Source organism: Paraburkholderia sp. ZP32-5, assembly GCF_021390495.1.
Classification (GTDB): domain Bacteria; phylum Pseudomonadota; class Gammaproteobacteria; order Burkholderiales; family Burkholderiaceae; genus Paraburkholderia.
The window spans coordinates 1-25717 of record NZ_JAJEJP010000003.1 but is presented as its reverse complement, the minus strand read 5'-3'; the positions used below and the strand labels follow the sequence as shown (position 1 = coordinate 25717).

The following is a 25717-nucleotide window of genomic DNA, read 5'->3' as shown; positions in this document are numbered from 1 at the left end:
CGTTGCGGTCGACGGCGCGCGCAACCGCCTGTATGTGATCGATCGTGCGGGCGAGGGTGCGGGTGTGAGCGCGGTGCGCCAATTTGTGCTGCATTCGCCGCGCTCGTAATATATCGACCTTTATAACCGACGGGGAACATGATGTTTCGCAAAATCCTGGTATCGATTGCGGTATTGGCGGGTGTGACGGGCGCGCAGGTGTGCGCGGCGGACGAAGGAACGGTCAACGTGCTGTACGCCGGATCGCTCGTCAATCTGATGGAGCGCAGCGTCGGGCCGGCGTTCGAGAAGGAAACCGGCTTGCACTTCCAGGGCTATGCTGCCGGCTCGAACAAGATCGCCAACGAGATCAAGGGCAAACTGCGCCGCGGTGACGTGTTCATCAGCGCGAGCCCGAGCGTCAATACGAGCCTGATGGGCGCGGCCAATGGCGATCACGTCACGTGGTACGTGAACTTTGCCGAATCGCCGCTGATGATCGGCTATAACCCGCAAAGCCGCTTCGCCAAGGATTTCAAGACGAAACGCTGGGATCAGGTGTTGCAGGAGCCGGGCATCCGCGTCGGCCGTACCGATCCGAAGCTCGATCCGAAGGGCGCATTCACGGTCGAGATGGTGACCACGGCCGCGAACCTGTATCACCAGCCGGATCTGGTCGAGAAAACCTTGGGTGCCGTCGACAATCCCGCCCAGGTGTTGCCCGAGGAAACGCTGGTGGGCCGGCTGCAATCGGGTCAGCTCGATGCCGGCTTCTTCTACTCGACCGAAACCTCGGACCTGAAGATTCCGGCGCTGCGTCCAGCGCCCGAATTGCAGGCGAAGGCGAGCTACACGCTGACGATCCTGCAGGACGCGCCGAATGCGACTGGCGCGACCCGCTTCGTCGACTTTCTGCTGAGCGCCAAGGGTCGTGAACTGCTGAAGGAACATGGCGTCGACGTGGTCAAGCCGACGGTCACCGGCAACGGACAGGCGATCCCGTCCTCGGTACAGGCCGTGCTCGACGCCGCGCAATGAAGCGTCAAGCGGCCCGGCCACTGACCGGGCTTGCACTGCTTCTCGCGGTCTACCTGTGCGCGCCGTTCATCGCGAGTATTCCGGAGATCGGCCGCGCGGATTGGGCGGGTGTCGACTGGCATACGGCGGCGTCCGCGGTCGGCGTCTCCGTTGCCAGCGCGAGCGTCGCCTCGCTGATCATTCTGCTCGGCGGCGTGCCGCTCGGTTACTGCCTCGCGCGGTCGTCCTCGCGCGGACTCGCGGTGCTCGGGTTCATCGTGCAGTTGCCGCTCGCGCTGCCGCCGCTCACGAGCGGCGTGCTGCTGCTGTTTCTGTTCGGACCGTACAGCGGGATCGGCAGCGTGATCGGCGGACTCACCGACAGCTTCACCGGCATCGTGCTTGCCGAAACCTTCGTGGCCGCGCCGTTCCTCGTCGTCGCGGCGCGTTCGGCCTTCGCCGCCGCCGATCCGGTCTTCGAAGACGTCGCGGCGACGCTCGGCCATCACGCCGGCAGCCGCTTTTTCAGGGTCGCGTTGCCCGGCGCCTGGCCAACGATTCGCGCCGGCCTCGTGCTCGCCTGGCTGCGCGCTTTCGGCGAATTCGGCGCGACCGTGATGGTCGCGTATCACCCATACTCGCTACCGGTCTACACCTATGTGGTGTTCGGCGGCCAGGGGCTGCCGGCGATGATGCCGCTGCTGCTGCCGACGCTCGCAATCGCCGTGGCCTGCGCCGCGTTGTCGGCCTACCGCCGTGGCGCCACCGAACCGCTGAGCGCCGCGCTCGCTGACTCCGCCGACGAGCCGCTGGTGATCGCCGCGCGCCCCGTTTCCGCGCCGGCCGCTGAAGACCCGCGTCTGGTTTTCCGGCTCGCACGCCGCCTCGGCGCGTTCAGTCTCGATATCGCGTGGGCGCCTGCTACGCGGCGTCTCGCGATCATCGGTCCGTCGGGGTCGGGCAAATCGCTGGCGCTGCGGCTGATCGCGGGTCTCGAAACCAATGAGGCCGGCGGCGTGACACTCGGCGCGACGGACCTCGGCGCGTTGCCGCCCGAAGCGCGTCAGATCGGCTACATGCCGCAGGACTATGGGCTTTTTCCGCACATGACGGTCGCGCAGCAACTGGCGTTTCCGGTCCATGCGGATGCCGCGGCCGCGCGTTACTGGGTTGGTCATCTCGGGCTGGGTGCGCTCGAAAATCATCTGCCGAAGCAGCTGTCGTTCGGCCAGCGACAGCGCGTGGCGCTCGCTCGCGCGCTTACGCGTCACAGTCACCTGCTGCTATTCGACGAGCCCTTCTCCGCGCTCGATACGCCGCGCCGCCGGCGGCTTCAGCAATCGCTGCGCGAGCTGCAACGCGAGATCGACGCTGTGACGATCATCGTCACGCATGATCCCGATGAAGCCGCGCTGCTCGCGGACGAGATACTCGTCGTCGATCAGGGCCGGGTCTTGCAGGCCGGCGGCATCGACGAGGTGTTCGCCCGGCCGGCGACGCTGCGCGCGGCCGAACTGCTCGGGCTATCGAATGTCGGCTGCGGCGTCGTGCACGCGGCACGGCGCATCGAGCTTGCGCCCGGATGGATCGTGGAAGCGGATTGTGCCGAGTTGCCGATCGGCACGCCGGTGATGTGGCGGCTTGCCACGCACGCGATCGTGCTGACGCCTGACGGTCCGCATGAGGCCCGCGTCGCCGCGATCGAATTGCGTCGCGGCGAGCGGTTCGCGCGTCTCGATGTGGGCGGCGCGAGGGTCGATGTCGCGCTCAACGGCACGCGACTCGACGAGGGGCAGCAGTGCCGGTTCTCGGTGGACGCCGCGGGTGTGTCGGCGTGGCCGGGCTCGCTGCGCACGGTGTGTGCGTAGTCATAGTCAGTTGGCGGAGGCCGGCGATTGCCCGCTACTGCCCGCTGCAATGACATCCGCGGATCGGCTTCAACGCGCAAGCACCGACAACGGCCGCGCCGCTCACGATCTGCGATACGCGTCGCGCAGGAATACCGGCAGATCGTTGGCCGGCGACGCCGCCCCCGCCTGAAACAGCATGTCGGCAACGAAGCCGCGGTGATAGGTGCCGTGGTTCACGATATGCAGCAGCATTTCCTCGCGCGTCATCGCACCGTCGCCACCGCCGACGAACTCGAAATGGATCAGCTCGCCGAGATCGCGTTCGGTCAGCGCATCGGCATAGTCGATATACCAGGCGTCCATCGCCTGGACTGATCGCCACAAGTCTTCCAGTGGCGGCGTGTCCTTCGTGTTTCTCGCGGTGTAGCCGTGCTTCGTACCCTGCAGATGGGCCTTGAAGATGTCGTCGATCACATAGACGTGGTTCAGCGTGTGGACCATGTTGCCGAAACGGGTCTGTCTTGGGCGTAATGCCTCGCCGTCCGGCAACGCGCGCACCGCGGTATAGGTAATGCCATTCGCCCAGGCCTTGTAGCGCGCGAACATGCGCAAGGATGCCAGCGGCGACGCCGGCGATACGCCGGCCGGCGCGTGCGTGAGTTCGTGTTCCGGGCGATCGTTCAGCAAAGTCATCTCTTTTCCTTCTCGGGTTGCGGGGGGCGCGCGATGGTTTGGGCCGGCGTTTGAGCGTCGACGATCCACGCACTTGATGTCGAACGTCACGGCAGTGAGCGCCTGCCGGCTATCAGCTCTGAAGCATACCTGCCGCTCGCCTGGAGCGTCGTGCAGGCGGGCGGTCAGGCGAGCACTCGATTCGCGTCGGCCATCGGTCGGCGCTTCTCACCCGATGCCTCTGGTCTCCATCCCGCAGTTCGCCGCTAGCGCGTCAGCAAAACGCGCGGCCTCCGATCCCTTCGGGACGAATCGAATCCCTCGGGGATTCCCTCCCTCAAATTCACCCGATACCTGCCGTTATTCTTTCTTATTCTTCCTATGGACATAAGTTTCGTATATGGAACAAAAATATGACTGAGACATCTGCGGCCCTGACAATCGGCGTGGAAGAGATCCTGATTTCGCGCACGGACCTGAAGGGCAATGTGGCGTATGTCAGCGATTCGTTGGCCCGTGTGCTCGGCTACGAGGTCGCGGAATTGATCGGGCAGCCGTATGCGAAGCTCGTGCCTCCGGAAAGCCCGCGCGCGGCGTTCATGGACGTGCGTCAGACGATCGATGCCGGCAAGCGCTGGGAGGGCGTCGCGGTCAATCTTTGCCGCGACGGCCGGCGTCTGTGGACGATCACGAGCGTCGCGCCCCGCTGGCTCAACGGCAAGCTGATCGGCTTCACGTCGGTGCGTACCAGCGCGCCCACGGCGATGATCGAGCAGACCCGGCGCATGTTCGACACGCTCAACGGCGCGGACGGCGACAGGTATTTCATCGAGCAGGGGCGTCTGGTCAGGAGAGGCGTGCTGGCCCGCGGCGGGCGCAAATTAGCCGGCATGCTCGGACACGCCAGACGATGGGCGGCACTGTTTGCGATCGCGGTCTGTTTTGCCGTGGCGCTGGCCGCGCTGACGCCGGGCCTCGTGCCATCGCTGGGCGGACCAGCGGTGGGCGAGCCGGCCTCAGCCGCGCAACTGACGTTTGCGTGGAGCGCGTTCGTCTGCGCGCTGATTGTGATCGTGCTGCATGGACGGTCGATCGAGCGCAAGTTCGTTGCACCCTTGTCGCACGTGACGAATTACCTGTACCGGATTGCGTCCGGCGATTTGCTCGCGCGCTTCGATTGGCGCGTCGCCGGCGTCTTCGTGCCGTTGGTGCGCGCGCTCAACATGACGCGCGCGAGCCTCGTGCAGATCGTTTCCAATATCGATCGCGGTACGCGCGAACTGGCTTCCGCCACCGCGCAGGTCGCAACGGGCAACGATGACCTGTCGCAGCGCACCGAGAAAACCGCGTTCGCGCTGCAGTCGACGGCGGCCGAGTTGCGCGCGCTGACCGACGCGGTCGCGACCAACACCGCGCTCGGTCACGACGCGCGGCAAATCTCCAACGAGACGGCGAGCCTCGTGCGTGACGGCGGCAAACAGATGGCCGATGCGGTCGCGACGATCCGCTCCGCCGCCGACAGCTCGGCGAAAATCGCCGAGATTTCCAACCTGATCAACAGCATTGCCGCGCAGACCAATATCCTCGCGATCAATGCCGCGATCGAGGCGGCGCGCGCCGGTGAGCTGGGACGAGGCTTCGCCGTCGTCGCGGGCGAGGTGCGGGTGCTGTCGCAGCGCACCGCGGCGGCCGCGCGCGAGATCGCCGGGCTGATTGCGCACGCGGCGTCGCAGGCCGACGAGGGGCGCACGCGGGTCGAGCAGGTGGGGGAAGCGACTCAGTCGATCGTGCAGTCGGTCGAGCGCGTCAATACGCTGATCTTGAGCATTACCGATGCATCGGCGGCGCAGAACAGCAGCCTGCAACGTATCAATGAGGCCCTCGGCGCGATGGATGCCGATGTGCAGCAGAACGCGGCGCTGGTGGAGCAAGCCGCGGCGGCCGGGCAATCGTTGAGCGAACAGTCGCTGATTCTTCAAGCGACGGTGGAGATCTTCGATCTGGCGAAGCAGTGAATTCGGCGGTCGGGGGGAGCGTAGTTGTTGCACACGATGCCAGCATGGCAGGATAGCGCTTCGATCAAAAGGGTCCGCACGCTTGTGTGACGGGGATGCGAACATGTTGCTGTCGTGGCGATTACGTTGGTACGTACTGACGACGGCCCGTGCGCTCTACCGGCACTGGCAGGCTTTGTTGCTGGCCGTGCTGCTGTTGCTGCCCGCCATGCCCGTGTTTGCCGAATCCCGCCTGCTCGGCGCGCCCGTACTCGCGCCTTTGGCCCCCGCGCATGGTCTCGAATGGCGGTTCTTGTGGGTGCATGCGCTCGAAGCGGTCGCGATGCTTTGGGTACTGATCCAACGCACAGCGATCAGCGGTGGTCCGTTCGCTGTCTTCGTCAAATCGTTGCCGGTCTCCAATCGACATCGCCGCGCCGTGGATGCGGCGCTCGTGCTGATCGCCAGTACGCCACTTCTATTGCCTGTCATCGCGGCGGCGATTGCGCTGGTATTCCTGCCAGATAAGGTCTCCAACTATCTGTACGTTGTCGATCTCGCGCTGATTACGCTCGGATGGCAATTGATGGTGTTGTCGCGCGGCGTGAGTAACAGGTCTGCGTTGATGATCGCCAATTTCATTCTGATCGGCGCGTTGCAGGCCGATCACGCGATGCGAACGGCACTGCTCGTCGCGTCGTTGCTCGTTGCCGCGTTCGCATTGGCCCATGCGCCGCCTGCGCGTCCAGCGCGAGCAAAACGGAAATGGCACGGTCCATCATGGCGCCGCGCATTCCGTTTGCTGACCCTCGACGGCACAGTCGGGTTGCCGCCTTTCGTCAAACTTCAACTCGGCATCCTGGCATTTCACGCGACGGCGACCGCCAGCCGTTGCGTACTGATGGCTGCAATCGTTGTTTCCACGTACCAGTTGACAAGCCGTTGGGGTTTCGACGCGCGCGCGTTGCCGCTGACGCTGATCGCCCAGGCCGCCATCGCGCTGATTGCCGCACCCACGTATCGCGATTTGGGCGCGAGTCATGCGCGTGCCGCGCACTTTGTGCGATCGCTTCCGTTTGCGTCGCCGGTACAGATTCGCGCGGACGTGCTGACCGTCGTCGCGCTCGCCTTGCCCTTCGCGATTGCTACGCCGCTGCTGCTGGTGGCGCACGACGTGCTGCCGGTGCGTGTCGCGGTAGCGATCGTACTGGCGTGGGCACCACTGGTTGCGCTGCTGCGTCTGCCGCAACGATATGCGTCGAGAGATTCCGTGTTGCTCGGCGCCATGCTCGCGGCGATCTGGATCGTCGCAGCATGGCAAATCTTCGTCTGATGGACTGCACAATGCTTCGAATCGAAAACATCAGTAAGCGCTATGGCGAGCGCATCATCTTTCAGGGCTTGCGAAGCAGGTTCCCGGCGGGATGCGTGGCACTTTGCGATGAAAACGGCAGCGGCAAATCGACGTTGCTGGGCATCCTCGCCGGGACCATCGATGCCGATGAAGGGGATGTCTGGATCAACGGCCATTCGTTACGTGACGCGCCGCTGAAGGCGAAATCCGCGCTCGCGTATGTGCCGGACGACTGCATCGCGTATCCGTTCCAGACGGGGCGCGAATTTCTCGAACTCGTCGCCGCGACCAAAAGGACGGCGGTTGATAAGCACACGCTGGAACTTGCGGATCGTTTCGGGCTGACGCCGCATCTCGACAAACGCTTCGAGCAGATGTCGCTCGGCACGCGCAAGAAGATCTTCCTGAGCGCGACGAGCCTGGGCGAGGCCTCGGTCGTCATTGCGGACGAACCCGGCAACGGGCTCGACGCCGCCGCGCGCGGCGTCCTGATCGATCTGTTCAGCACGTTGTCTAAAGACCGGATGGTCTTCTTTTCCAGTCACGATCGCGAACTGATGCAGGGCTGTGGCGCAACGACGATCAGGTTCGCCGACCTCGAAATCGATGAATAACGTGCATGACGCGTGAGGCTGGCGCCCCAACACGCCAGCTTCAACACAACCCTGAAGCCACGCGTCCCGCACGCCAGCCCGCTACCACCAGCAACATTTACGTCCGCGTAATCGACGCACCGCCATCGACCAGCGAAGCCGTACCGGTCACGAACGACGAGTCATCGGACGCAAGATACAGCACCGAACGCGCGAGTTCTTCCGGTCGCGCGACCCGCTTCAGCGCATGCAGGCCGGTAACGAACGCTTGCGATTCGGCGGTGTCGTTCATGCCGCGATACATCGGCGTATCGACCGCGCCAGGCAGAATCGCGTTCACGCGGACGCCTTGCGGTCCATATTCGGCGGCGAGCGCCTGAGTCAGCCCGATCAGTCCGGCCTTGCTCGCCGCATAGGCGGCGGTGCCCGGAAAAGCGAACGAATAACCGACGAAAGTCGACGTGAAGATGATCGAGCCACCGCCTTGCTTGAGCATTTCGGGGATCTGATGCTTCGCACCCAGGAAAGCGCTGGTCAGATTGGTTGCCAATGCAGCCGACCAGCCCGCCTCCGATACCTCCGTGGTCGGCCCCATTTCGCCCAACGTGCCCGCGTTGTTATACGCGATGTCGAGACGGCCGAAGCGGCTGACCGCGAGTGCCACCAACGCTTTCGCGAACTCCTCGGATTGCACGTCGCCGGCCAGAAACGCGACCTCGCCACCCTCGCTAACGATTTCGGCGGCGAGCGTTTCAAGTTCGGCTTCGCGGCGCGCCGCGATCACCACTTTGGCGCCTTCGGCGGCAAACAGTTTCGCGGTGGCCCGGCCAATTCCCGCGCTGGCACCGGTGACGATGGCGACTTTTCCTGTCAAGCGTTGCATGTTCGATCTCCTGCTGCAGTTTGGTGGCCAGTGCCCAATGCGCTGGCCGGTGACAGGTAATGTAGGCTTCAGCCGCGAATGTAGAAAGGCAAAAAACGTGCGTATATCATTCAGCTTTTGTGAATGTTCGCGGGGGCGACATGGACCGGCTGCGCGCCTATGAAGTGTTCGTGACCGTGGTGAAGCGCGGCAGCTTCACGCGCGCGGCCGATGCGCTCGACACGTCGCCCGCCAACGTGACCCGCTACGTGAACGAGCTGGAAGCCCATCTCGGCGCACGGCTGCTGAATCGCACGTCGCGCAAACTGTCCCTGACCGGCAGCGGCGAGACGCTGTATGCCCGCTGCAAATCGATCCTCGACGACGTCGCGGAAACCGAGGGACTCGTGTCATCCGCGTCGGTCGAACCGCGCGGCCGGCTGCGAATCAATGCGCCTGTGAGCTTCGGGATTCTGCATCTGGCGCCGCTGTGGCCGGAATTCATGCGCCGGTATCCGCAGGTGGAACTCGATGTCGCGCTGATCGATCGCGTCGTCGATATCGTCGATGAGGGTTACGACCTCGCGATTCGCATCTCACGCGCCGGCTCGGCCAATCAGGCGGCGCGCAAGCTGGCGACATCGACCAACATCCTGTGCGCGTCGCCGGACTATCTGGCGCGCCGCGGCTATCCGGTGGCGCCGGCCGATCTGATCGACCATCAATGCATCGGCTACTCGTATGCCGCGACCGGCGACGAATGGCAACTGATCGACGGCAAGGGCAAGGCTCACGTGGTGAAGGTCAACTGCGCGATGCGCAGCAACAATGGCGATACGGCTCGTGCGGCGGCGCTTGCCGGGCAAGGCGTGATCTGGCAACCGACTTTTCTGGTCGGCGACGATCTGCGGGCCGGCAAGCTCGTCCGGATATTGCCGAAGTATCGCTTGCCGGATATCGACGTACTCGCGTTGTATCCGAGTCGCCGACACCTGAGTGCGAAGACGCGCGCGATGATCGATTTCCTCGTCGATGCATTCGGCGGCGTGCCGCCGTGGGAGCGGGCCGGCGAAGCTTGAGGTCGACGGAACTTAAGAGCGACCCGCGCCGGCTGCGAATCGGGCGCGGTACTCGCATCTGCCGCGTAAACGCGGGCTGGCTTTCTAGTGCTTCTAGCGCGAATGCGTCTTGAACGCTTCGCCTTGCATGCCCGCGCGATCGACCGCGGCGATCCGGTTGCGGCCGTTGTCTTTCGCGTGATAAAGCTGCGCGTCGACGAGATTGACGAACGCGGTCCGATCGCCACGCTCGGCCGGAATCACCGTGCCGACACCGAAGCTCGCGGTCACGCATTGATTGTGAGGCGAGCGCACATGAGCAATCGCTTCGTGCGCGAGCAAGGTTCGGCAGTTCTCCGCGATCTTCACGGCCGCGTCGTGCCCGGTGTCCGGCAACACGAGCATGAATTCCTCGCCGCCGAATCGGGCCAGAAACGCGTTGTTGCCCGCCGCCCGGCTGAGCACGCGCGCGACGGACTTCAGGCATTCGTCGCCCTGCAAATGACCGTAGTAGTCGTTGTAGGCCTTGAAGAAATCGATGTCGATCAGGATCAACGACATCGCCGATCCCGATGTGCACCCGGCCGCCCATGCACGCTCGAATTCGGCATCGAACAGGCGCCGATTGCCGGCGCCGGTCAGGCTGTCACGATAGGACAGACGTTCGAGCTCCTTCTGCAACTGCGCGAGTTTCTCTTCCGTCTGCTTCCGTTCGGTGATGTCGAACATGAAGCCGATCAGGCTTTCGACACCGCCATCCGCTGAGCGCACCACATGCACGACGTCGCGGATCCACACGTAGCCGCCGTCACGCGTCAGTGCGCGGTAGTCCGCCTCGTGATCCGTGCCGGCCTGCGATTGCGACACGCAGAAGTTGACGACCGCTTCCCGATCGTCCGGGTGCATGCGCTCGACCCAATCGTTGACCGTTTTCCACGACGACGCGGCCCAGCCGAGCAGGGTTTCTATCTGCGGGCCGATGTAGGTGAACGCCATGCTGGCCCAGTCGATTTTCCACGGGATCGCTTTGGTCGATTCGAGCAAGGTCCGATACACGGCGCTGTCGTCCTCGCCGAACAACGGCGTCGTGGGCGCCGTCGTGTTTTCGTGGCGCAGAAAGGCGGCTTGCAAAAGGGGCTCGGGCGAGGCGTTGTCGTTGTCTTTGTCGTTCTGGGTCATGGCGGCGGCGTCTTTTTACGGTTGTTTGTCCGGGGCGGGCTAGCGCCTAGCATCGGATATTACCTTGCCCCGGCTAGCGCGCCGCGCTGACCGCCGTCGCGCGCACGTTGCGGACCTGCTCGGCGCTGACCGCCGGCGCGTGATTGCCCCAGCTGTTGCGCACGAATGTCAGCAGGTCGGCGATCTGCTGGTCGTTCAGGCGCCAGTCGAAGTTCGGCATCGCGAGCGGGGTCGGTGCGGTCGTGGTCGATGGCATGTGCGAGCCGCTGAGCACGATGTGGATCAGCGAACTCGGATCGCCGTCGCCGACGAGCGCATTGCCGGACAGTTTCGGGAACGCCGGCACCGCGCCGGTGCCGTCCAAGCGATGGCACGCGCTGCAGTTGTTCAGATACAGCAGCGCCCCGGTGCTGCTTACGTGACCCGCGCGCAGCGCGACCGCGGTCGCATCCGCCGCGCCTGCCGACGCCACAGGCTTCGCGCTGAATTGCGTGCGCAGCGGCGGCGACGTCAGATACGTCGCGATCGCGTTCACGTCGGCGTCGCTCAGGTACTGCAGGCTGTGGTCGACGACTTCGGTCATCGGTCCGAACGCCGCGCCATCGGCCGAACGTCCGCTACGCAGATAGCCGACGAGTCCGGCTTTCACCGCGGCGGCGCTCGCACCGTCCGGATGCTGGCGCAGGCTCGGCGCGTACCAGCCGGCGAGCGTGCCGCCGGACAGGAAGGCCGTGTTGCCGTTCGCGTCGAACGCCTGTTCCTGGCCGAACACGCCGTGCGGCGTATGGCACGCGCTGCAGTGCCCGAGACCTTCGACGAGATACGCACCGCGATTCCATTCGACGCTCTGATGCGGATCGTTCTGATACACGCCCTTCGGCAGATACATCGTGTCCCACACCGTCATCAGCGCGCGCACGTTGTACGGAAAGCGCAGGCCGTCCGCGCGATTGTCTTGCGCGACCGCTGGAACGCCGTGCATGAAGTAGTGATACAGCGCGCGCATGTCCGCGTTGCTGACCTTCGCATACGACGGGAACGGCATCGCCGGATAGAGCCGGTGACCATCCTTCGCGACGCCTTCGCGCAGCGCGCGCGCAAAATCCTCGTACGTGTAGCCGCCGATGCCGCTGTTCGCATCCGGCGTGATGTTGGTCGAATAGAGCGTGCCGAACGGCGTATCGAGCGGCAAGCCGCCGGCAAACGGCTTGCCGTGCGGCGCGGTGTGGCAGGCCGCGCAATCGCCGACGCGCGCGAGATACGCGCCGTGCGCGAGCTGCTCGTCGACGGCCGTGCCGGTGTTGTTGCCGTTGCCGGCGGCGAACGCGCCCGGCGCTGCGAGCGCGCATACCGCCAGCGCGGCGCATGCTGCGATCGATCTGACTGCGTCGAGGGCCGCGGCGTTTTTCAAGCGCGGGCGCGCGATGTTCCGGATTGGGGTCATCGTGCGCTCCTTACGCCTGCACCAGCGGGCCGGGTTGTTTCAGATACGTCTCCCTGATCGCGTGCGCGGAGAAATAGGTCATCGCGCCGAGCGTGTCGGTCGGGTTGATGCCGAAGTTCTGCGGGAACATCGAAGCGCCGGTGACGAATACGTTCGGCACGTCCCAGCTTTGCAGGTACTTGTTGACCACGCTGTTATCGGGCCGGTCGCCGAGAATCGCGCCGCCGGTCGTGTGCGTGCTCTGGTATGGGCCCATGTCGAAACGGTCGCCCGGCCTGCCCGCGTTGATCTGTACCGTATGCGGCGTAGGCTTCATCGCGCGCATCACGTCTGCGGCTTTCTGGCTGACGAATTGCGTCATATGGCCTTCGTTGTCTTTCCAGTCGAACGTCATGCGCAGCAGCGGCAGGCCGTAGGCGTCCTTGTAGGTCGGATCGAGGTCGAGATAGTTGTCGCGGTAGGCCATCACCGAGCCTTGTGTCGCGATCGCGAACGCATGCAGGTAGTTGTCCTTGACCGCCTTCTTCCAGCCCGAGCCCCACTTCGGCGTGCCGGGCGGCGTCAGCGCCTGGGCGATCGGCCGGCCGCCCGTCACCGTTGCGAACGTGATCGCGCCGCCGACGAAACCGAGCGGCCCGTGATCGAAGTTGTCCGCGTTGAAATCGTCGTACACCTGGCCGCCGGAACCGGAGCCGATGAACGGATTGATCATCACGTCGTCGCTGAAAAAGCCCTGAATCTTGCTGTTGCGCTGATACGCGTAGTTCTTGCCGACCGTGCCGCGGCCGGTGGCCGGATCGTAGGGCGTGCCGATGCCCGACAGCAGCAGCAACCGCACGTTGTGCATCTGGTACGCGCATAGCGCGACGATCTCGGCCGGCTGCTCGACGCTGCGGCCCTGCGCGTCCATGTAGGTGACGCCGGTCGCGCGCTTGCCGGTCGAGTCGAGATTGACCTTGACCACGTACGCGCGCTCGCGCAGCTCGAAGTTCGGCTTCTTCATCAGCGCGGGCAGGATGCACGCCTGCGGCGAGCCCTTCGAGTACATGTAGCAGCCGAACAGCTCGCAGTAGCCGCAGAAGTTGCACGGCCCCATCTGCATTCCATACGGATTCGTGTACGCGCGCGATGCGATCGACGCGGGCGTCGGATACGGGTGATAGCCAAGCTCGCGCGCGGCCCGCTCGAACAGTTGCGACGGATATGCGTTCGCGAGCGGCGGCAACGCGTAGTCGCGCGAACGCGGCGCTTCGAACGGATTGCCGCCGTCGATGAGCTTGCCGTTGATATTGCCGGCGCGCCCCGATGTGCCGGCAACATATTCGAAGCGGTCGTAGAACGGTTCGAGCTCGTCGGCGGTGACCGGCCAGTCCTGGATGATCATGTCCTGCGGGATGAACGACTTGCCGTAGCGTGCTTCGTAGTGGCTGCGCAACTGCAGCTCGGCGGGCGGCGCGCGATACGTGAAGCCGTTCCAGTGCACGCCCGAGCCGCCGACGCCGTCGCCGAACAGGAACGGGCCGTACTGGCGCAGCGGCAGCGCGGACTCCTGCTGGTTGCGGCGAATCGTGACGGTTTCGCGCGACAGGCTCTGCATCAGCTTGTAGCGCTGCGCGTAGGTCAGTTCGTCGGCGACGCGCGGGTACGCGAAGTCCGGCACCGTGTCGCGCGGTTCGCCGCGCTCCAGCCCGACGACCTTGAGTCCCGCTTCGGCGAGTTCCATGCTCATGATCGCGCCGGTCCAGCCCATGCCGACGACCACTGCGTCGACCGGGGGCATTTTGATATCCGCCATGTGGCGTGTCTCCGTGGTGTTGTTATCAGCGGTTGCTATAAGCGGTTGTTTTCAGCGCCGGCAGCGCCGCTCAGCTTGTCGGGTTGCCGGCGATCGTGGCCGGGCCGAGCGGATAGCGCTTGCCCGGCTGATCGACCCAATCGGCGAAGTCGGCGCGCGCGCCGGGGAAGCCGATCATCTTCCAGCTGCCGGCTCCCTTGTTGCCGCCGTGGATCGGGTCGGCGAAATAGCCTTCCTTGACGTTCTGCCAGAGCAGCGACACGAAGCGCGTCGCCGAGGTCTGCTCGAACTTGATCGCGCCGGTGTCCATGCCGTGCAGCAGCTTGTCCTGATCGGCGGGCGGCAGCGCGGCGAACTCGCGGCCGGCGAAATTCGCGCGGCAGTGCGCGTCGAGCGCGGCGAGGCCGGTGCGGTAGACATCGCGCGGCGTCATCCGGCTCTGCATGCCTGATAGCGGCGGGACGTCGTGCGGAAACGGGCCGCGCATGTACAGGTCCGCCGCGTAGCCGAAGCCGCCGTTCATCTGTTTATCGATGAAGACCGGTACGTCGAGGTCGAGCGCGCCGGGGCCTTCGGCGTCGTGCGGGATCATGCGGTCGGCCGCGGCTTGCAGACAGCGCCACTCGTCGGGCTTGAAGAAGACCGGCTGATACGGTCCCGCGCTCGCGCCGTCCGCTGCCGCGGCTGCCGATGCGTTCGTGCTGGCCGCGCCGCTGCGGACCTCGCAGCCGGCCAGCGCGCCGGCCGCGGGCAGCGCGGCGATCGTCGTGATCAGGAAGCGTCGGCGCGACGGCGTCGGCGGGGCGTCGGGCGCCGCGCCGGCGCGCTCGCCGTCAGGCTGCTGGCTCATGGGGTTGTCTCCGGCTTTTTTATTTCGAGTTGTCTCGGGCTGTCGGTTGGCGTGGCCGAACGCGTTGTTTGTGTTCTTGCCGCGCCTTTGCGATGGGCATCCGATGTGTGCGCGATGTGTTCGCGCAAATAGCCGGCCGCGAGTGCGCGGCCGGCATGGACTTACTTCAGCGCGTCGACGCCTGCCTGGCAGATGTCCGCGTCCTGGTCACCGGTGCCGCCGCTGCAACCGATCGCGCCGACGATATGGCCGCCGACCACCAGCGGCAGGCCGCCCGGCGACGCGGCGAGGCCCGGATCGAGCGTGCCCGGATAGGCGTTGCCGTGCGAATAGCTGTTGAAGAACGTGCGCGTGTCGCGGCGGAAGCCGGCGGCGGTGCGAGCCTTGCGCAGCGCGATGTCGGGCGACGCGTTCTGCGTGTCGTCCATCTTCGCGAACGAGACCAGCCCGCCGTCCGGATTGACCACGGCGATGGCCTCGGGCCAGCCGTGTTTCGCGGCCTCGGCTTCGGCGGCGGCAATCGCGCGGTTCGCGTCGCGCAGGCTGAGCGGCATGCCGTAGGGGATATCGAACGGCGAGTGCGCCGGCAGTTCGGCCGGCGCGCTGGCTTGAGTACCGGCTTGAGGGGCCGAGGTCTGGGCGTGAGTCGGGACCGAGACGACCGTGAGCAAGGCGGCCGACGCCAGCACGCTGGCGAGAGAGTTACGCATGACAGTTTTCCTGTTGTTGTGATCGGGCGTGGAGCAGAGCGCGCGGGCGCTCAACGTGAACGGCACGCGACGCGTGGTTCGTGCGGCGGAGCTGGGCCGATCCGGACCATCTCCGCGCGGCGAGTGTACGGCGGGGACCGTCAGGTCGCGAAGGTGCGCGAGCGCATCATCGGCGCGTGCGCCCGGATGATCGGGCAATGCGGGTTCGACAAGCGCGGCGTCGCGCATGGGGACCTGTCTCCTGGTGAACGGCTCGCTCAGGTGAGCCGGCCGGACTTCGTCGTTGGATTTGCGGCGTAGGTCGTTCGTAAGCTGATCTCGGATCGCGACAGTGTTGTGTTTAACATATTGTCGACAATACGCATAATTATCGTGACATGGGGAGATGGAGCTTGTCAATCGTCCCAAAATCCGGACAACCCGATAAGCTGCGAACTTTCAGTGAACGCTAACCCCTCGTCGATTGAGTTCGACGATTCGGATCGCTCCATGACTGAACCTCGTCTGACATTCGTCGACCAGAATGAGTGGGAAAACTGGCTGGCGCAAAACGGCGGCGCGTCGACCGGGATATGGCTGCGCCTCGCCAAAAAGGGCGCCGCGCGGCGAACCTTGAGCTACGAACAGGCACTGGAAAGTGCGCTATGCCATGGCTGGATCGACGGTCAGAAACGGACGGAGAGCGAAACGTACTGGCTGCAGCGCTTCACTCGCCGTTCCGCCAAAAGCATCTGGTCAAAGCTCAACAAAGACCGGGCCGAAGCGCTGATCGCCGCCGGCAGAATGCTGCCGGCGGGCATGCAGGAGATCGAGAAAGCGAAACAGGATGGCCGCTGGGACGCTGCCTACGCGTCGTCCAGCAACTCGGTCGTGCCGGACGATCTTCAGGCCGCGCTGGATGCCAATCCCAAAGCTCGCGCATTCTTTGCGACGCTGAACGCTCGCAACCGCTACGCGATCCTGTTTCGCGTGCAGAACGCAAAAATGCCGGCAACACGGCTGCGCAAGATCGACGAGTTCATCACCATGCTGGAGCGCGGCGAAACCATTCATCCATAGAGCCGTTTCCGCCAACCACCGCCGCGCGACACACGTGGCTCACCGCAAGCCGCCCCCGCCCAACCCGGTGCTCGCGAAATAGATCGCCAGAAAATACAGCAGCACATACATCGCATAGGTCTGGCCATTGCCGGTGTACACGCGCCGTATCCCCGCCGCCGCCGCGAGCGCGAAGTGCGACGTGCCGCGCCAGAACATTTGCGCGACCGGCGGCACCGTGCGGCTCAGGATCGGCCGATAGAAGTGGTAGAGGTCCGGCCGGTTTTTCGCGTTGCCGCGCCGGCTGCGATAGAACAGCACGCCAAGCCCGAACAGCACCGCCGCGACGATCAGTACGACGATCACGACCGGTGTCGGATTCCAGAACCCGTAGATGCTTTCGAGCGACATGCCGCCCCACACCAGCGTCGCCGCGAATTGCGGATCGATCGCAGCCGACACCGGCTCGATCAGCAGCTTCGGGAAGAACGACAGGATCACGATGCCGATCACCAGCAGGAACTGCGGCACCAGCAGCGCGATCGGCGCCTCGCGCACCACCGGCCGTTGCGGTGGCCGCGCGCCGAGGAAGAGGCCGTTCAGCAGACGCACCATGTACAGAAAGCCGACGCAGGTCGCGATCAGCCCGCACACGACGAGCCCATACCAGCCCTTGTCGGTCATCGCGCTCAGCAGCAGCCACTTGCCGCCGAAGCCCATCAGCGGGGGCAGGCCCGACATCGACACGAGCGCGATCACGACCATCGCGAACGTGAACGGCATCTCGCGCGCGAGGCCACCGACGTCGGCGAAATTGCGCGTGCCGGTGCGCAGGATCACACCGGCGAGCGCGAGAAACAGAATGCCCTTCACGAACATATGATTGGCGACCAGATACAGCGCGGTGACCCAGCCGAGATGGCTCATCAGGCCGATCGCGGTCACGATGTAGCCGATCTGACTCATGCTCGATAACGCGAGCAGACGTTTGAAGTCGTTCTGGCGGAACGCCATCAGCGCGCCGACGAGAGTCGTCAGCATGCCGATCCACGTCATCGCGTGCGCGAGTTCGAGGCCGACTTCCGAGCGTATCGTCAGATAGGTGCCGACCAGCAGCCCGAACATCGCGACCTTGCTGACCACCGACGACAGCATCGCGGTCACGTCGTCTTCCGCCTCGGTGTACGCGCCCGGCAGCCACACATGTACGCCGATCGCGCCCGCCTTGATCAGGAAGCCGGTCGCGAGCAGCACGAACGCGCGATTCGCTTCCGGTCCGGCATGGATCAGCGCGGACAGTTGGATCGTGCCGTCGATCGCCGCGACGTTCGTGAAGCCCGCGAGCAGGAAAAACGCCGACAGCAGCGAGAACAGCAGGAACGTCAGCACGTGCGGCCCCGCGCTCCGGCATTTGGCGATCAGGAAGCACGACGACAGCGTGATGATTTCCCAGCTATAGAAGAATTCGAGCGAGGTCGACGCGCGCAGCAGCGCCGGAATCGATAGCGACAGCACGACCAGCATCGGATAGAAACCGGTGCGCTCATCGTCGCGGTAGAGCGTCGCCGCGGTGATCACGAGCGTGCCGGCCAGCAGCAGCCAGGCGAACAGCCTGGAGATGCCGATCGTCTCTTCGACGAGCAGCGTGCCGATCAGCGCGATCACGAGCAGCGCGAGCACGCCCTTCACGCGTCCGGGCAGACGATCCGCCACGTAGAACAGCGCGCCGGCCAGGAGCGGCGAGAACAGCCACAACGACGCGACGCCCGACATCGTGGCCGCGACATAGCCCGCGCCGATCAGCAGAATCGCGACGCCGAATAGCGGCAGCAGCGCGAAGAAGTCCGGCCGGGATTCGGGCTCGGCATCCGATGGGCTCAACGCACGCACGAACCAGTGGAACATATACGCCGCTTCGAGCAGCGAGCCCGTGAGAATCAGCAGGATCCAGTACGGCTTGCCGGCGGCGGTCAGGCGCATCAGCAGCTCCCACTTCGCCCAGAAGCCGGGGAACGGCGGCAGCCCCGCGATCGCCACCATAAAGAGCCCGAGCAACGCGATCAGCAGCGGACTGCGCGACAGCACCGCGCGCGCGTCTTTGCCGTGCCGCGCCACGATGCCGGTGAGCCAGAACAGGCCCGCCTTCGCCAGCAGATGGTTGATGAAGAGGCCGCCGACCACCAGCGGAATCGATGCATCCGCACCGGCCTGCCGCAATAGCGACAGCGACAGCATCAGCAACCCCATCTGCCCGATCGACGAATAGCCGAGCACGCGCTGCGGTTTCGTCTGCTTCAGCGCGAGTAGGTTCGAGAACAGGAAGGTCACGCCACCCGAGACAGCCAGCAATGTGAGTTGGCCGTCGAACAGCGGCAGCAGCTTCAGCAGCGCGAAAAACACCCCTGCCGATACGCCGACCGACACCATCGCGGCAATGCCGCTCGGCATCGTTTCATAGACGTCGAGCCCCCAGCCGTTGGCTGGGAACGGCTTCAATTCGATCACGAGGCTCGAGAACACCAGCAGTATCGCGAGCGTGCCGATCGGGCCGCCGAGCTGATCGCGCATCGACAGCAATTCGTCGATGTTCAGCGTGCCGCTGACGTAGTACAGCAGCACCGCGCCGAGCAGGAACAACGTCGACGCGATGACGGTCGCGATGATGTACTTGAACGCGGCGGCGAGCGCGGCCGGCGTGCGGTCGAGTCCGAACAGGCCATACGTTGCGATCGACACGATCTCGAGAAACACGAACAGGTTGAACAGGTCGCGGGTCATCACCATCCCGTCGATGCCCATCACCAGAATCAGATACAGCAGCAACGCCGCGTAATTGCCGCGCAGCCGATCCCATAGATGAAGCGCGCCGAGCAGCGCGACGAGGTTCACGCTGAACGAGAAGAAGCCTTCCCACACGCCGAAGCGCAGATTGATCGAGACCGGCGGCAGCGAGCCCGCGGTCAGTACCTCGATCGTGTTGCCGCCGTCGAGCAGCCCATACAGCGACACGCCGCTCACCAGCACGATGCCGCACAGCGCGATAAAGAAGCCGAGCGTGAGCCACGGTTTGCCGAGCCGGTACAGCAGCGGAATGACGAAGCCGCCGCCGAGGCCGAGAATGAAGATATGCAGCGGATGAAAGAGCGCGGCTACCATTTCGACTCGGTGAACGCGTCGATGGAAAGCGTTTTTTTGGCTGCGTACAGACGGATCGCGAAGGCCAGCATGACGGCGGTGACCGACAGCCCGATCACGATCGCGGTGACGACGAGCGCCGAAGGAATCGGATCGATCGCGCGATGCGCGGCTTCGGCCTTGCTGAGCGCGGCGTCGATGATCGGCGCGGTGCCGCCGGTGATGTAGCCGGTCGCGACCATCACGATATGCAGCCCCGTGTCGATCACCGCGAAGCCGATGATGATGCGCAGAATGTTGCGGTGGGTCAGCATGCCCCACAGGCCGATCAGCGACAGGCAGCAGCCGGTGATCAGCAGGATGGTCGAAACCGGCAAGCCCATGCTCATGCGCTCTCCTCGTTCAGCTTCTGAACCGGTCGATGATGACGCTCAGTTCCGCGCCGACCTTGATACCGAGCAACGCGGAAATCAGCGGAATGGCACCGGCGCTGAAGAACGCGCCGAATTCGCCGCGCGGCAGAAAGCGCGCGTCGAGAAAACCGCCCGCGAATACGAGGCCCAGGAGGCCGATACATACGTAAAACACGCCGGCAAACGATTCGACGACGCTCAGCAGCGCGACGTTCAGCGTCGAGCGCGGCCGCGCGAGCAGCATCAGCATCACGGCGGAAGCGACGATCGCGCCGCCCTGGAAACCGCCGCCCGCCGATAGGTGCCCGTTGACGATCACGTAGGCGCCGAACGTGAAGATCATCGGCAGCAGCAACTGCTTGCCGGTGTGCACGATTTCACCGGCGGCGCGGCGCGGGGGCGTCGGCTCGTCTGTTGCTGTTTCCGGCGCGACATTGCTTTCTTCCTTCAGCAGCAGGCCGACGCTCGCGGCGACCATGAACAGCACGGCGACTTCGCCGAGCGTATCGAAGCCGCGGTAGGTAATCAGGATGCCGGTCACGATGTTCGGCGCGCCGAGTTCGAGCGGCCCTCTGACGACGTAATACTCGGCGAGCGGGCGCAGCGCCTGCAATTGCACATAGCCGCCGATGAGACGCCAGAACACGATCGCGAACAGCGCGACGATTAGCGCGGCGACCACGCGACGCATCATGATTGCGCCTCTTCCCTGACGAGTTTGCCGTCGTCGGCGAGCGCGTCGGTGACCGTGGATGAAGTCATCGGCGTGCGGATCAACCACGCCGCGCGCGAGAGCGCATGCGACGACACCGGGTTGGTCACCAACACGAAGTAGATCAGCAGGATCAGCCGGAAGGTCCAGCTCGGGTGATAGAACGCAAGGCCGATCAGCACCAGCATATTGCCGAGCGTCGATGCCTTGGTGCCGGCCTGAATACGCGTATACGCGTCCGGCATGCGCAGCAGACCGAGGCCCGCGGAGAACAGAAAGACCGCGCCCGCGAGGATAAACACGCTGCCGATCAGTTCGAACATGCGCTAGCCTTTTTGATAGCCGGTTTTACGGATCGCGTACAGAAAGATGAAGGTCGCGAGCCCGGAGCCGATCGCGGCTTCGGCCATCGCGACGTCGGGCGCGGCGAGCAGCAGGAAGGCCACCGCGGCGAACAGGCTCGCGAGCCCCGAACTCACCATCGCGGCGATCAGGTTCTTCAGGCAGACAGCGAGCGCGCCGCTGACGAGAATGCTCGCGCACATCAGCAGCAGGAGCAGTTCGAGCATGACTCACAGCCCCCTTTCCAGAAAGCGCGCGATCGCGAGCACGGCGAGAAAGCTGAGCAGCGCGTAGACGAGCGCGACATCGATATAGACGAAGCGGCCCGAGTTCTGCGCGTACAGCGCGATCAGCGAGATCGAGATGACCGTCAGCATGTCGATCGCGACCACCCGGTCGATCACGGTCTTGCCGATCACGAGACGGATCACGCCGAACAGGATCGCGAGGAAGATCAGCACGGCGGCGATCCGCAGCATGATCTCAGCCAAAGACTTTCTCCAGATGCCTTTCGAAAGGCGCGACGAGTGCTTCGGTGGCGGCGTCGATGTCGGTCGTCTTCACGTCGAGCCAGTGAATGAACAGGATATCGTCGCGAATATCCATCACCAGCGAGCCGGGCGTCAGTGCAATCGAATTGGCCAGCGCGAGGCGGCCGAGCGGCGTTTGCAGGCGCGTGCGCACCTTGACGATGCCGGGCTTGATGTCGATACGCGGCGAGTACACGTACGCCATCATGTTGAAATTGGCGCGCGTGAGTTCGACGAGGAAGGTTCCGCTAAACGCGATGAAGTGATAAAGCGCGCGCGGTGTCGGACGAAGACGTTGCCATGCTTCGCTCGACGACGCGAACGCGTGCGCGATGACGAAGGTAATGGCGAGGCCGACGAGGGCGGGTTCGATCGCGAGCGAGGCATTCGCGATCATCCAGATGACGAACAGAATGATCCAGAGACCAGGCATCCCGGGAGGAACCAACGACGACACCGGTTTTCCGTTGTTCGAAGCCACGTCATCAGTTCCTGAAAAAGGACCCTGCGGAAAATTCTAGGTGACTATGTCTGGCAACGCAACAGCGGCGGGGTGGGGTGGATGCGTGTTCACAGTGGGCGCCGCGGGCGTGTAAATGGCCGACTCGAATACAGAGAAATCTGTGTGAATAGGGTGGTGTCTTGCGATTCGCTTCAAGTGTGAGTCGGATGCGATGCGTGAATGAGGTGCGCGGCGCGGCTACCGGCTATTGATGAATGGACGCAAATTTATTCGAATATCGTGGGCCAACGAGTGACACGAGAATCGGCATTTATTTAGGCTATTTCTTTGCGAAAATATCGGGCGTTGCGCGATTTGCGGAAGTGATTTCTGGTGATTTTGTATTGCAATACCGCGCGGGTTCAAAGGTTTGACAATCGCGATTCCAGCCTCCCGATGAATGTATTTAACCATTTGAACGCGCGGCCGCTTCCCGTAGATCTATGCGCGTGCCGCATGAATTGATTTTTTTAATGAATTTGTGCGGGTGGCCGGATCACGGTCGAATGTCGGGTTTCGCGCGCCAGCGCGCCCGAATTCATCGAATCGCGCCGCCCGTCCGTATTTTTCAGAAGAGTGATAAAGGAGCAAAAAATGAAAGCCATGCTTGCAACCCTGACGATTGCGTTGCTCGCCGTATCGTCCGGCAGCGCAATCGCCAAGGAGTGGTCGACCGTGCGGTTCGGCGTCGACGCGAGCTATCCGCCGTTCGAATCGAAAGCGGCCGACGGCAAGCTCGTCGGCTTCGACATCGATCTCGGCAACGAGATTTGCCGCCGTCTGAACGCGAAATGCGTATGGGTCGAAAACTCGTTCGACGGGATGATTCCGGCGCTCAAGGGTCGCAAGTTCGACGGTGTGCTGTCGACGATGTCGATGACGCCCGCGCGTCAGGCGCAGATCGCGTTCTCGTCGAAGGTGTTCCGGATCCCGACGCGTCTGGTCGCGAAGAAGGGCTCCGGGCTCGAGCCGACGCCGGAAGCGATGAAGGGCAAGCGTATCGGCGTCGAGCAGGGCACGATCCAGGAGACCTATGCGAAGACCTATTGGGAACCGGCGGGCGCCGTGATCGTGCCTTATCAGGATCAGGATCTGGTCTATTCGGATCTGCTTTCAGGCCGTATCGACGCGTCATTGCAAAACGCGGTGCAAGCCGATTCCGGCTTTTTGCGCACGCCGCGCGGCAAGGACTTCGCATTTGCCGGCAGTGCGCTTTACGACGCGAAAACGCTCGGCAGTGGCACCGCAATTGGCCTGCGTAAAGAAGATACCGACCTGCAGGCGCAAATCGACAAGGCGATTGCCGATATGCGCGCGGATGGCACATACGACCGCATTGCGAAGAAGTATTTCGATTTCGACGTGTACGGTCAGTAATTCCGGCCATGAAAACAGCGGGGTTTTGCGGTGTGACGCGAGACCCCGCGGCTTCACCGCGCGAGCGCAAGCGCGGGCGGCGGCAGCGGCCTGGCACTCGCGCGGCGCGACACCTACACTAATCTCATATCTGTCCTGAAACGGGACGCGGCTGGGCGACCTATTCACCCCGCCGACGTTCGAACCGGGCGGCTTCTTCTTACCAAAGCAGGCAGCCGCGGCGGCGCGGCCCAGAAGCCCGTTTCGGTCACAGGGTCACAGGCGTGGCGCCCGTATCTTGCCACCCGGCGATTTGCCGCCCGGCGCCGCCCGTATCGAGGAGGCCCGCCATGCACGGCTATCAGGTCACCTTCTTCACCCAGCAGGCGCGCAGCCATCACGGCAAACCGCTCGCCGACTGGCTGGTTCATCTCGCGGGCGAACTCGGCCTGCGCGGCGCCACCGTGATTCCGGCTTGCGAAGGGATCGGCCACCATCATCGGATTCATTCGGCACACTTCTTCGAACTGGCCGACCAACCGTTGTCGGTCGTGATGGCGATGACGCGCGACGAAGCCGATCGACTATTCGACAGGCTGCGCGCGGAAGGGCTGCATCTGTTCTATGTGAAGACGCCGGTTGAGTTCGGCGTGACCGGTGAAGAGGACCAGGACGGCAAAAACGGCGAAGGCGCGCCGAAGCCTCGCGCGTGATCCCGCCGCCGAGCCGAGGCTTCGCGCGCGCGTCTACGCGACGAAATCGGCCGCCATGTCCACATCGGTGCGCGCTTCCAGCCGGCCACTGCGGCACGCGTTGCGGAATCGCTCGTAGTCCTTCTCCACCTGGTCCGCGTACGCGCGCGAATAAAGCACCAGCGCTTGCGTCATCTGATCGCCATTGCCGAGATAGCCGTCGACTTCGATCGCGACGCCTCCCGCTTTCGCGTGGGCACGCGCGAGCACCCAGCCGCACATGCTCGCGTACTGACGGAAGGTATCTTTCGCAAATAGTTCGAGCGTCGCCGAGATTTTCATGTCGCGCAGCTGGCGGCCGTATATCGGACGCCCGAACGGCCCCGAGGTCCAGCCGAGAAACGGGTCGCTCGCGCCTTGCATCAGCTGTTGTCCGTCGACGACGCGCTGTCCCTGATGCTTCGGCCCCGGCGCCTTGAAGTAGCGCGCGATGACCGAGGTGGACGCTTCCTTGAACTGGATGAAAAGCGGTTTCTCGTGCTGATCGACCATCAGCAGGATCAGGCAACGCGTGCCGACGCTGCCGACGCCGACGACCTTGAACGCCATGTCGTGCATCGTGAAGTGATCGAGCAGCGTGCGGCGCACCGTGCCGAGCGACTTCAGGTAGTGCTCGTAGATCGGCTGCATCAGCGTGCGCCAGTCGCCGAGGCCAAGCCAATCTTCGTCTTGTGTGAACAGCGTGTTCTTGCCGTGCACGTGGAAGATCGTCGGCGGCACGTCTCGTATCTGCCAGATGCCTTCGCGGCGACTCGCGAGCTTCGGCAGAATCGTTTCGTGCGTGCGGCGCGAGGCTTTCGCGATGCTGTTGCGGATGCGTTGCCGCGCGTCCTCGGTCGGCGAAATCTCCTCGAGCCGCGCGAACGTGATCAGTTCGCACCACAGTTCCAGCGGGCTCATCGCCGCGTATTCCGAGGTCCAGTGCTGGTAGCTTTGCACGCAGGCTGCAACCACGTCATCGGCGAGGCTATCGCCGTGGCCGAGGTGTCTGACCGCGATGTACAGGCTCGCGACGAGGCGTTTCAGGTCCCACTCCCAGGGGCCGACCGCCGTTTCGTCGAAGTCGTTGATGTCGAACACGAGCGCGCGCTCGGGCGTCGCGAAGCCGCCGAAATTCATCAGATGGCAGTCGCCGCAAATCTGGAAGTGAAAGCCGCTGTTCGCGGTGCCCGACAGGTCGTGGGCCTGGATGATCGCGCTGCCCCGATAGAACGTGAACGGCGATGCGAGCATGCGCCCGTAGCGCAGCGGCACAAGCGCGTCGACACGGCCGCGGCTGCTTTCGCGCAGCAGACGCACCGGATCGCGATCGATCTTGCCTATCTCGGAGTGAGCGCTGCGCGGGGTGTTCTTGCGTGCATTGCGGCCGAATGCACGGCGCTCTGCGAAGGTTTCGGGTGGCGCCATCGTTTGCCCCTTGGAGATGCGGTGTTGTTCAATTCGTTTTGCACACGACGAAAAACCTGACCTGCACTCTTTTTGTTGCCGAACTTCGCGTGGACGCTTTTGCGTCGTTCATGCTTTCGTGCCGCTCATGCGCTGCGCCTGCTTCGGTCTGGCATGGCGGGCGAACCTGACGA

The 25717-nt window shown here is 64.1% G+C and carries 24 protein-coding genes; 9 read left to right on the top strand and 15 right to left on the bottom strand.

The genetic code is table 11. The annotated features are described in order from the left end of the window. Positions 1 to 141 precede the first annotated feature (141 nt). Both L0U82_RS32765 and L0U82_RS32760 read left to right on the top strand, forming a co-directional pair. The gene (locus L0U82_RS32765) at positions 142 to 1017 is read left to right on the top strand and encodes an extracellular solute-binding protein (RefSeq protein ID WP_233839285.1); all 876 of its coding nucleotides are present in this window, start codon (positions 142 to 144) and stop codon (positions 1015 to 1017) included. Continuing rightward, a complete protein-coding gene (locus L0U82_RS32760) occupies positions 1014 to 2864 on the top strand; it encodes an ABC transporter ATP-binding protein/permease (RefSeq protein ID WP_233837649.1) in 1851 nt (616 codons plus the stop codon). The genes L0U82_RS32765 and L0U82_RS32760 overlap by 4 nt, the downstream gene beginning before the upstream one ends. Before the next feature lie 102 nt (positions 2865 to 2966). Here L0U82_RS32760 and L0U82_RS32755 read toward each other — a convergent pair whose 3' ends face one another. Then, on the bottom strand, positions 2967 to 3539 hold the full coding sequence (locus L0U82_RS32755) for a DinB family protein (RefSeq protein WP_233837648.1): 573 nt from the start codon (positions 3537 to 3539) through the stop codon (positions 2967 to 2969). A gap of 392 nt (positions 3540 to 3931) precedes the next feature. Between L0U82_RS32755 and L0U82_RS32750 the strand changes: the two genes are divergently transcribed. The 3 genes from L0U82_RS32750 to L0U82_RS32740 all read left to right on the top strand — a co-directional run bounded on the left by L0U82_RS32750 (position 3932) and on the right by L0U82_RS32740 (position 7480). Next, positions 3932 to 5533 carry a methyl-accepting chemotaxis protein gene (locus L0U82_RS32750; RefSeq protein WP_233837647.1) on the top strand — a complete coding sequence of 534 codons (1602 nt, stop codon included), beginning with the start codon at positions 3932 to 3934 and terminating at the stop codon, positions 5531 to 5533. A gap of 103 nt (positions 5534 to 5636) precedes the next feature. After that, positions 5637 to 6845: a hypothetical protein gene (locus L0U82_RS32745; protein WP_233837646.1), complete on the top strand. Its 1209-nt coding sequence runs from the start codon at positions 5637 to 5639 to the stop codon at positions 6843 to 6845. 11 nt (positions 6846 to 6856) lie between these two features. Beyond that, positions 6857 to 7480 carry an ABC transporter ATP-binding protein gene (locus tag L0U82_RS32740; RefSeq protein ID WP_233837645.1) on the top strand — a complete coding sequence of 208 codons (624 nt, stop codon included), beginning with the start codon at positions 6857 to 6859 and terminating at the stop codon, positions 7478 to 7480. Positions 7481 to 7577: 97 nt separating this feature from the next. Here the strand turns inward: L0U82_RS32740 and L0U82_RS32735 are convergent, their stop codons facing one another. Continuing rightward, the gene (locus L0U82_RS32735) at positions 7578 to 8342 is read right to left on the bottom strand and encodes an SDR family oxidoreductase (protein ID WP_233837642.1); all 765 of its coding nucleotides are present in this window, start codon (positions 8340 to 8342) and stop codon (positions 7578 to 7580) included. 140 nt (positions 8343 to 8482) lie between these two features. Between L0U82_RS32735 and L0U82_RS32730 the strand changes: the two genes are divergently transcribed. Next, positions 8483 to 9400 (top strand): LysR family transcriptional regulator, encoded by a 918-nt coding sequence (locus L0U82_RS32730; RefSeq protein WP_233837640.1) that lies wholly within the window; start codon positions 8483 to 8485, stop codon positions 9398 to 9400. A 93-nt stretch (positions 9401 to 9493) separates the two neighbouring features. Here the strand turns inward: L0U82_RS32730 and L0U82_RS32725 are convergent, their stop codons facing one another. The 5 genes from L0U82_RS32725 to L0U82_RS32705 all read right to left on the bottom strand — a co-directional run bounded on the left by L0U82_RS32725 (position 9494) and on the right by L0U82_RS32705 (position 15585). Then, a complete protein-coding gene (locus tag L0U82_RS32725; RefSeq protein ID WP_233837639.1) occupies positions 9494 to 10558 on the bottom strand; it encodes a sensor domain-containing diguanylate cyclase in 1065 nt (354 codons plus the stop codon). Positions 10559 to 10631: 73 nt separating this feature from the next. Continuing rightward, complete coding sequence (locus L0U82_RS32720) at positions 10632 to 12002, bottom strand: c-type cytochrome (protein ID WP_233837638.1); 1371 nt, start codon at positions 12000 to 12002, stop codon at positions 10632 to 10634. Positions 12003 to 12012: 10 nt separating this feature from the next. Then, the gene (locus tag L0U82_RS32715) at positions 12013 to 13797 is read right to left on the bottom strand and encodes a GMC family oxidoreductase (RefSeq protein ID WP_233837637.1); all 1785 of its coding nucleotides are present in this window, start codon (positions 13795 to 13797) and stop codon (positions 12013 to 12015) included. A 70-nt stretch (positions 13798 to 13867) separates the two neighbouring features. After that, a complete protein-coding gene (locus tag L0U82_RS32710) occupies positions 13868 to 14647 on the bottom strand; it encodes a gluconate 2-dehydrogenase subunit 3 family protein (protein ID WP_233837636.1) in 780 nt (259 codons plus the stop codon). A 161-nt stretch (positions 14648 to 14808) separates the two neighbouring features. After that, positions 14809 to 15585 carry a GlcG/HbpS family heme-binding protein gene (locus L0U82_RS32705; protein WP_233837635.1) on the bottom strand — a complete coding sequence of 259 codons (777 nt, stop codon included), beginning with the start codon at positions 15583 to 15585 and terminating at the stop codon, positions 14809 to 14811. 261 nt (positions 15586 to 15846) lie between these two features. Between L0U82_RS32705 and L0U82_RS32700 the strand changes: the two genes are divergently transcribed. Further along, positions 15847 to 16416: a YdeI/OmpD-associated family protein gene (locus L0U82_RS32700; RefSeq protein WP_233839282.1), complete on the top strand. Its 570-nt coding sequence runs from the start codon at positions 15847 to 15849 to the stop codon at positions 16414 to 16416. Between the two features lie 39 nt (positions 16417 to 16455). Here the strand turns inward: L0U82_RS32700 and L0U82_RS32695 are convergent, their stop codons facing one another. From L0U82_RS32695 to L0U82_RS32665, 7 genes are read right to left on the bottom strand one after another with little or no spacing between them, the layout of a single operon-like run. After that, on the bottom strand, positions 16456 to 19551 hold the full coding sequence (locus L0U82_RS32695) for a proton-conducting transporter transmembrane domain-containing protein (RefSeq protein WP_233837633.1): 3096 nt from the start codon (positions 19549 to 19551) through the stop codon (positions 16456 to 16458). Next, positions 19545 to 19919 carry a sodium:proton antiporter gene (locus L0U82_RS32690; RefSeq protein ID WP_233837631.1) on the bottom strand — a complete coding sequence of 125 codons (375 nt, stop codon included), beginning with the start codon at positions 19917 to 19919 and terminating at the stop codon, positions 19545 to 19547. The genes L0U82_RS32695 and L0U82_RS32690 overlap by 7 nt, the downstream gene beginning before the upstream one ends. 13 nt (positions 19920 to 19932) lie before the next feature. Continuing rightward, positions 19933 to 20637, bottom strand: a complete 705-nt coding sequence (locus L0U82_RS32685) for a Na(+)/H(+) antiporter subunit B (protein ID WP_233837630.1) — start codon at positions 20635 to 20637, stop codon at positions 19933 to 19935. Next, positions 20634 to 20978 (bottom strand): monovalent cation/H(+) antiporter subunit G, encoded by a 345-nt coding sequence (gene mnhG, locus L0U82_RS32680; RefSeq protein WP_233837628.1) that lies wholly within the window; start codon positions 20976 to 20978, stop codon positions 20634 to 20636. Before mnhG ends, L0U82_RS32685 begins: the two co-directional genes overlap by 4 nt. 3 nt (positions 20979 to 20981) lie before the next feature. Beyond that, positions 20982 to 21224, bottom strand: a complete 243-nt coding sequence (locus L0U82_RS32675) for a hydrogenase subunit MbhD domain-containing protein (protein WP_233837626.1) — start codon at positions 21222 to 21224, stop codon at positions 20982 to 20984. Positions 21225 to 21227: 3 nt separating this feature from the next. Then, a complete protein-coding gene (locus tag L0U82_RS32670; protein ID WP_233837624.1) occupies positions 21228 to 21488 on the bottom strand; it encodes a monovalent cation/H+ antiporter complex subunit F in 261 nt (86 codons plus the stop codon). Then, positions 21481 to 22008, bottom strand: a complete 528-nt coding sequence (locus L0U82_RS32665) for a Na+/H+ antiporter subunit E (RefSeq protein WP_233837622.1) — start codon at positions 22006 to 22008, stop codon at positions 21481 to 21483. Before L0U82_RS32665 ends, L0U82_RS32670 begins: the two co-directional genes overlap by 8 nt. A gap of 615 nt (positions 22009 to 22623) precedes the next feature. Here L0U82_RS32665 and L0U82_RS32660 point away from each other — a divergent pair. Both L0U82_RS32660 and L0U82_RS32655 read left to right on the top strand, forming a co-directional pair. Beyond that, positions 22624 to 23406 carry an ABC transporter substrate-binding protein gene (locus tag L0U82_RS32660; RefSeq protein WP_233837620.1) on the top strand — a complete coding sequence of 261 codons (783 nt, stop codon included), beginning with the start codon at positions 22624 to 22626 and terminating at the stop codon, positions 23404 to 23406. Positions 23407 to 23735: 329 nt separating this feature from the next. After that, the gene (locus L0U82_RS32655; protein ID WP_233837618.1) at positions 23736 to 24098 is read left to right on the top strand and encodes a DUF190 domain-containing protein; all 363 of its coding nucleotides are present in this window, start codon (positions 23736 to 23738) and stop codon (positions 24096 to 24098) included. Positions 24099 to 24131: 33 nt separating this feature from the next. Here L0U82_RS32655 and L0U82_RS32650 read toward each other — a convergent pair whose 3' ends face one another. Next, positions 24132 to 25544: a DUF2252 domain-containing protein gene (locus L0U82_RS32650; protein ID WP_233837616.1), complete on the bottom strand. Its 1413-nt coding sequence runs from the start codon at positions 25542 to 25544 to the stop codon at positions 24132 to 24134. Between the last annotated feature and the right edge of the window lie 173 nt (positions 25545 to 25717).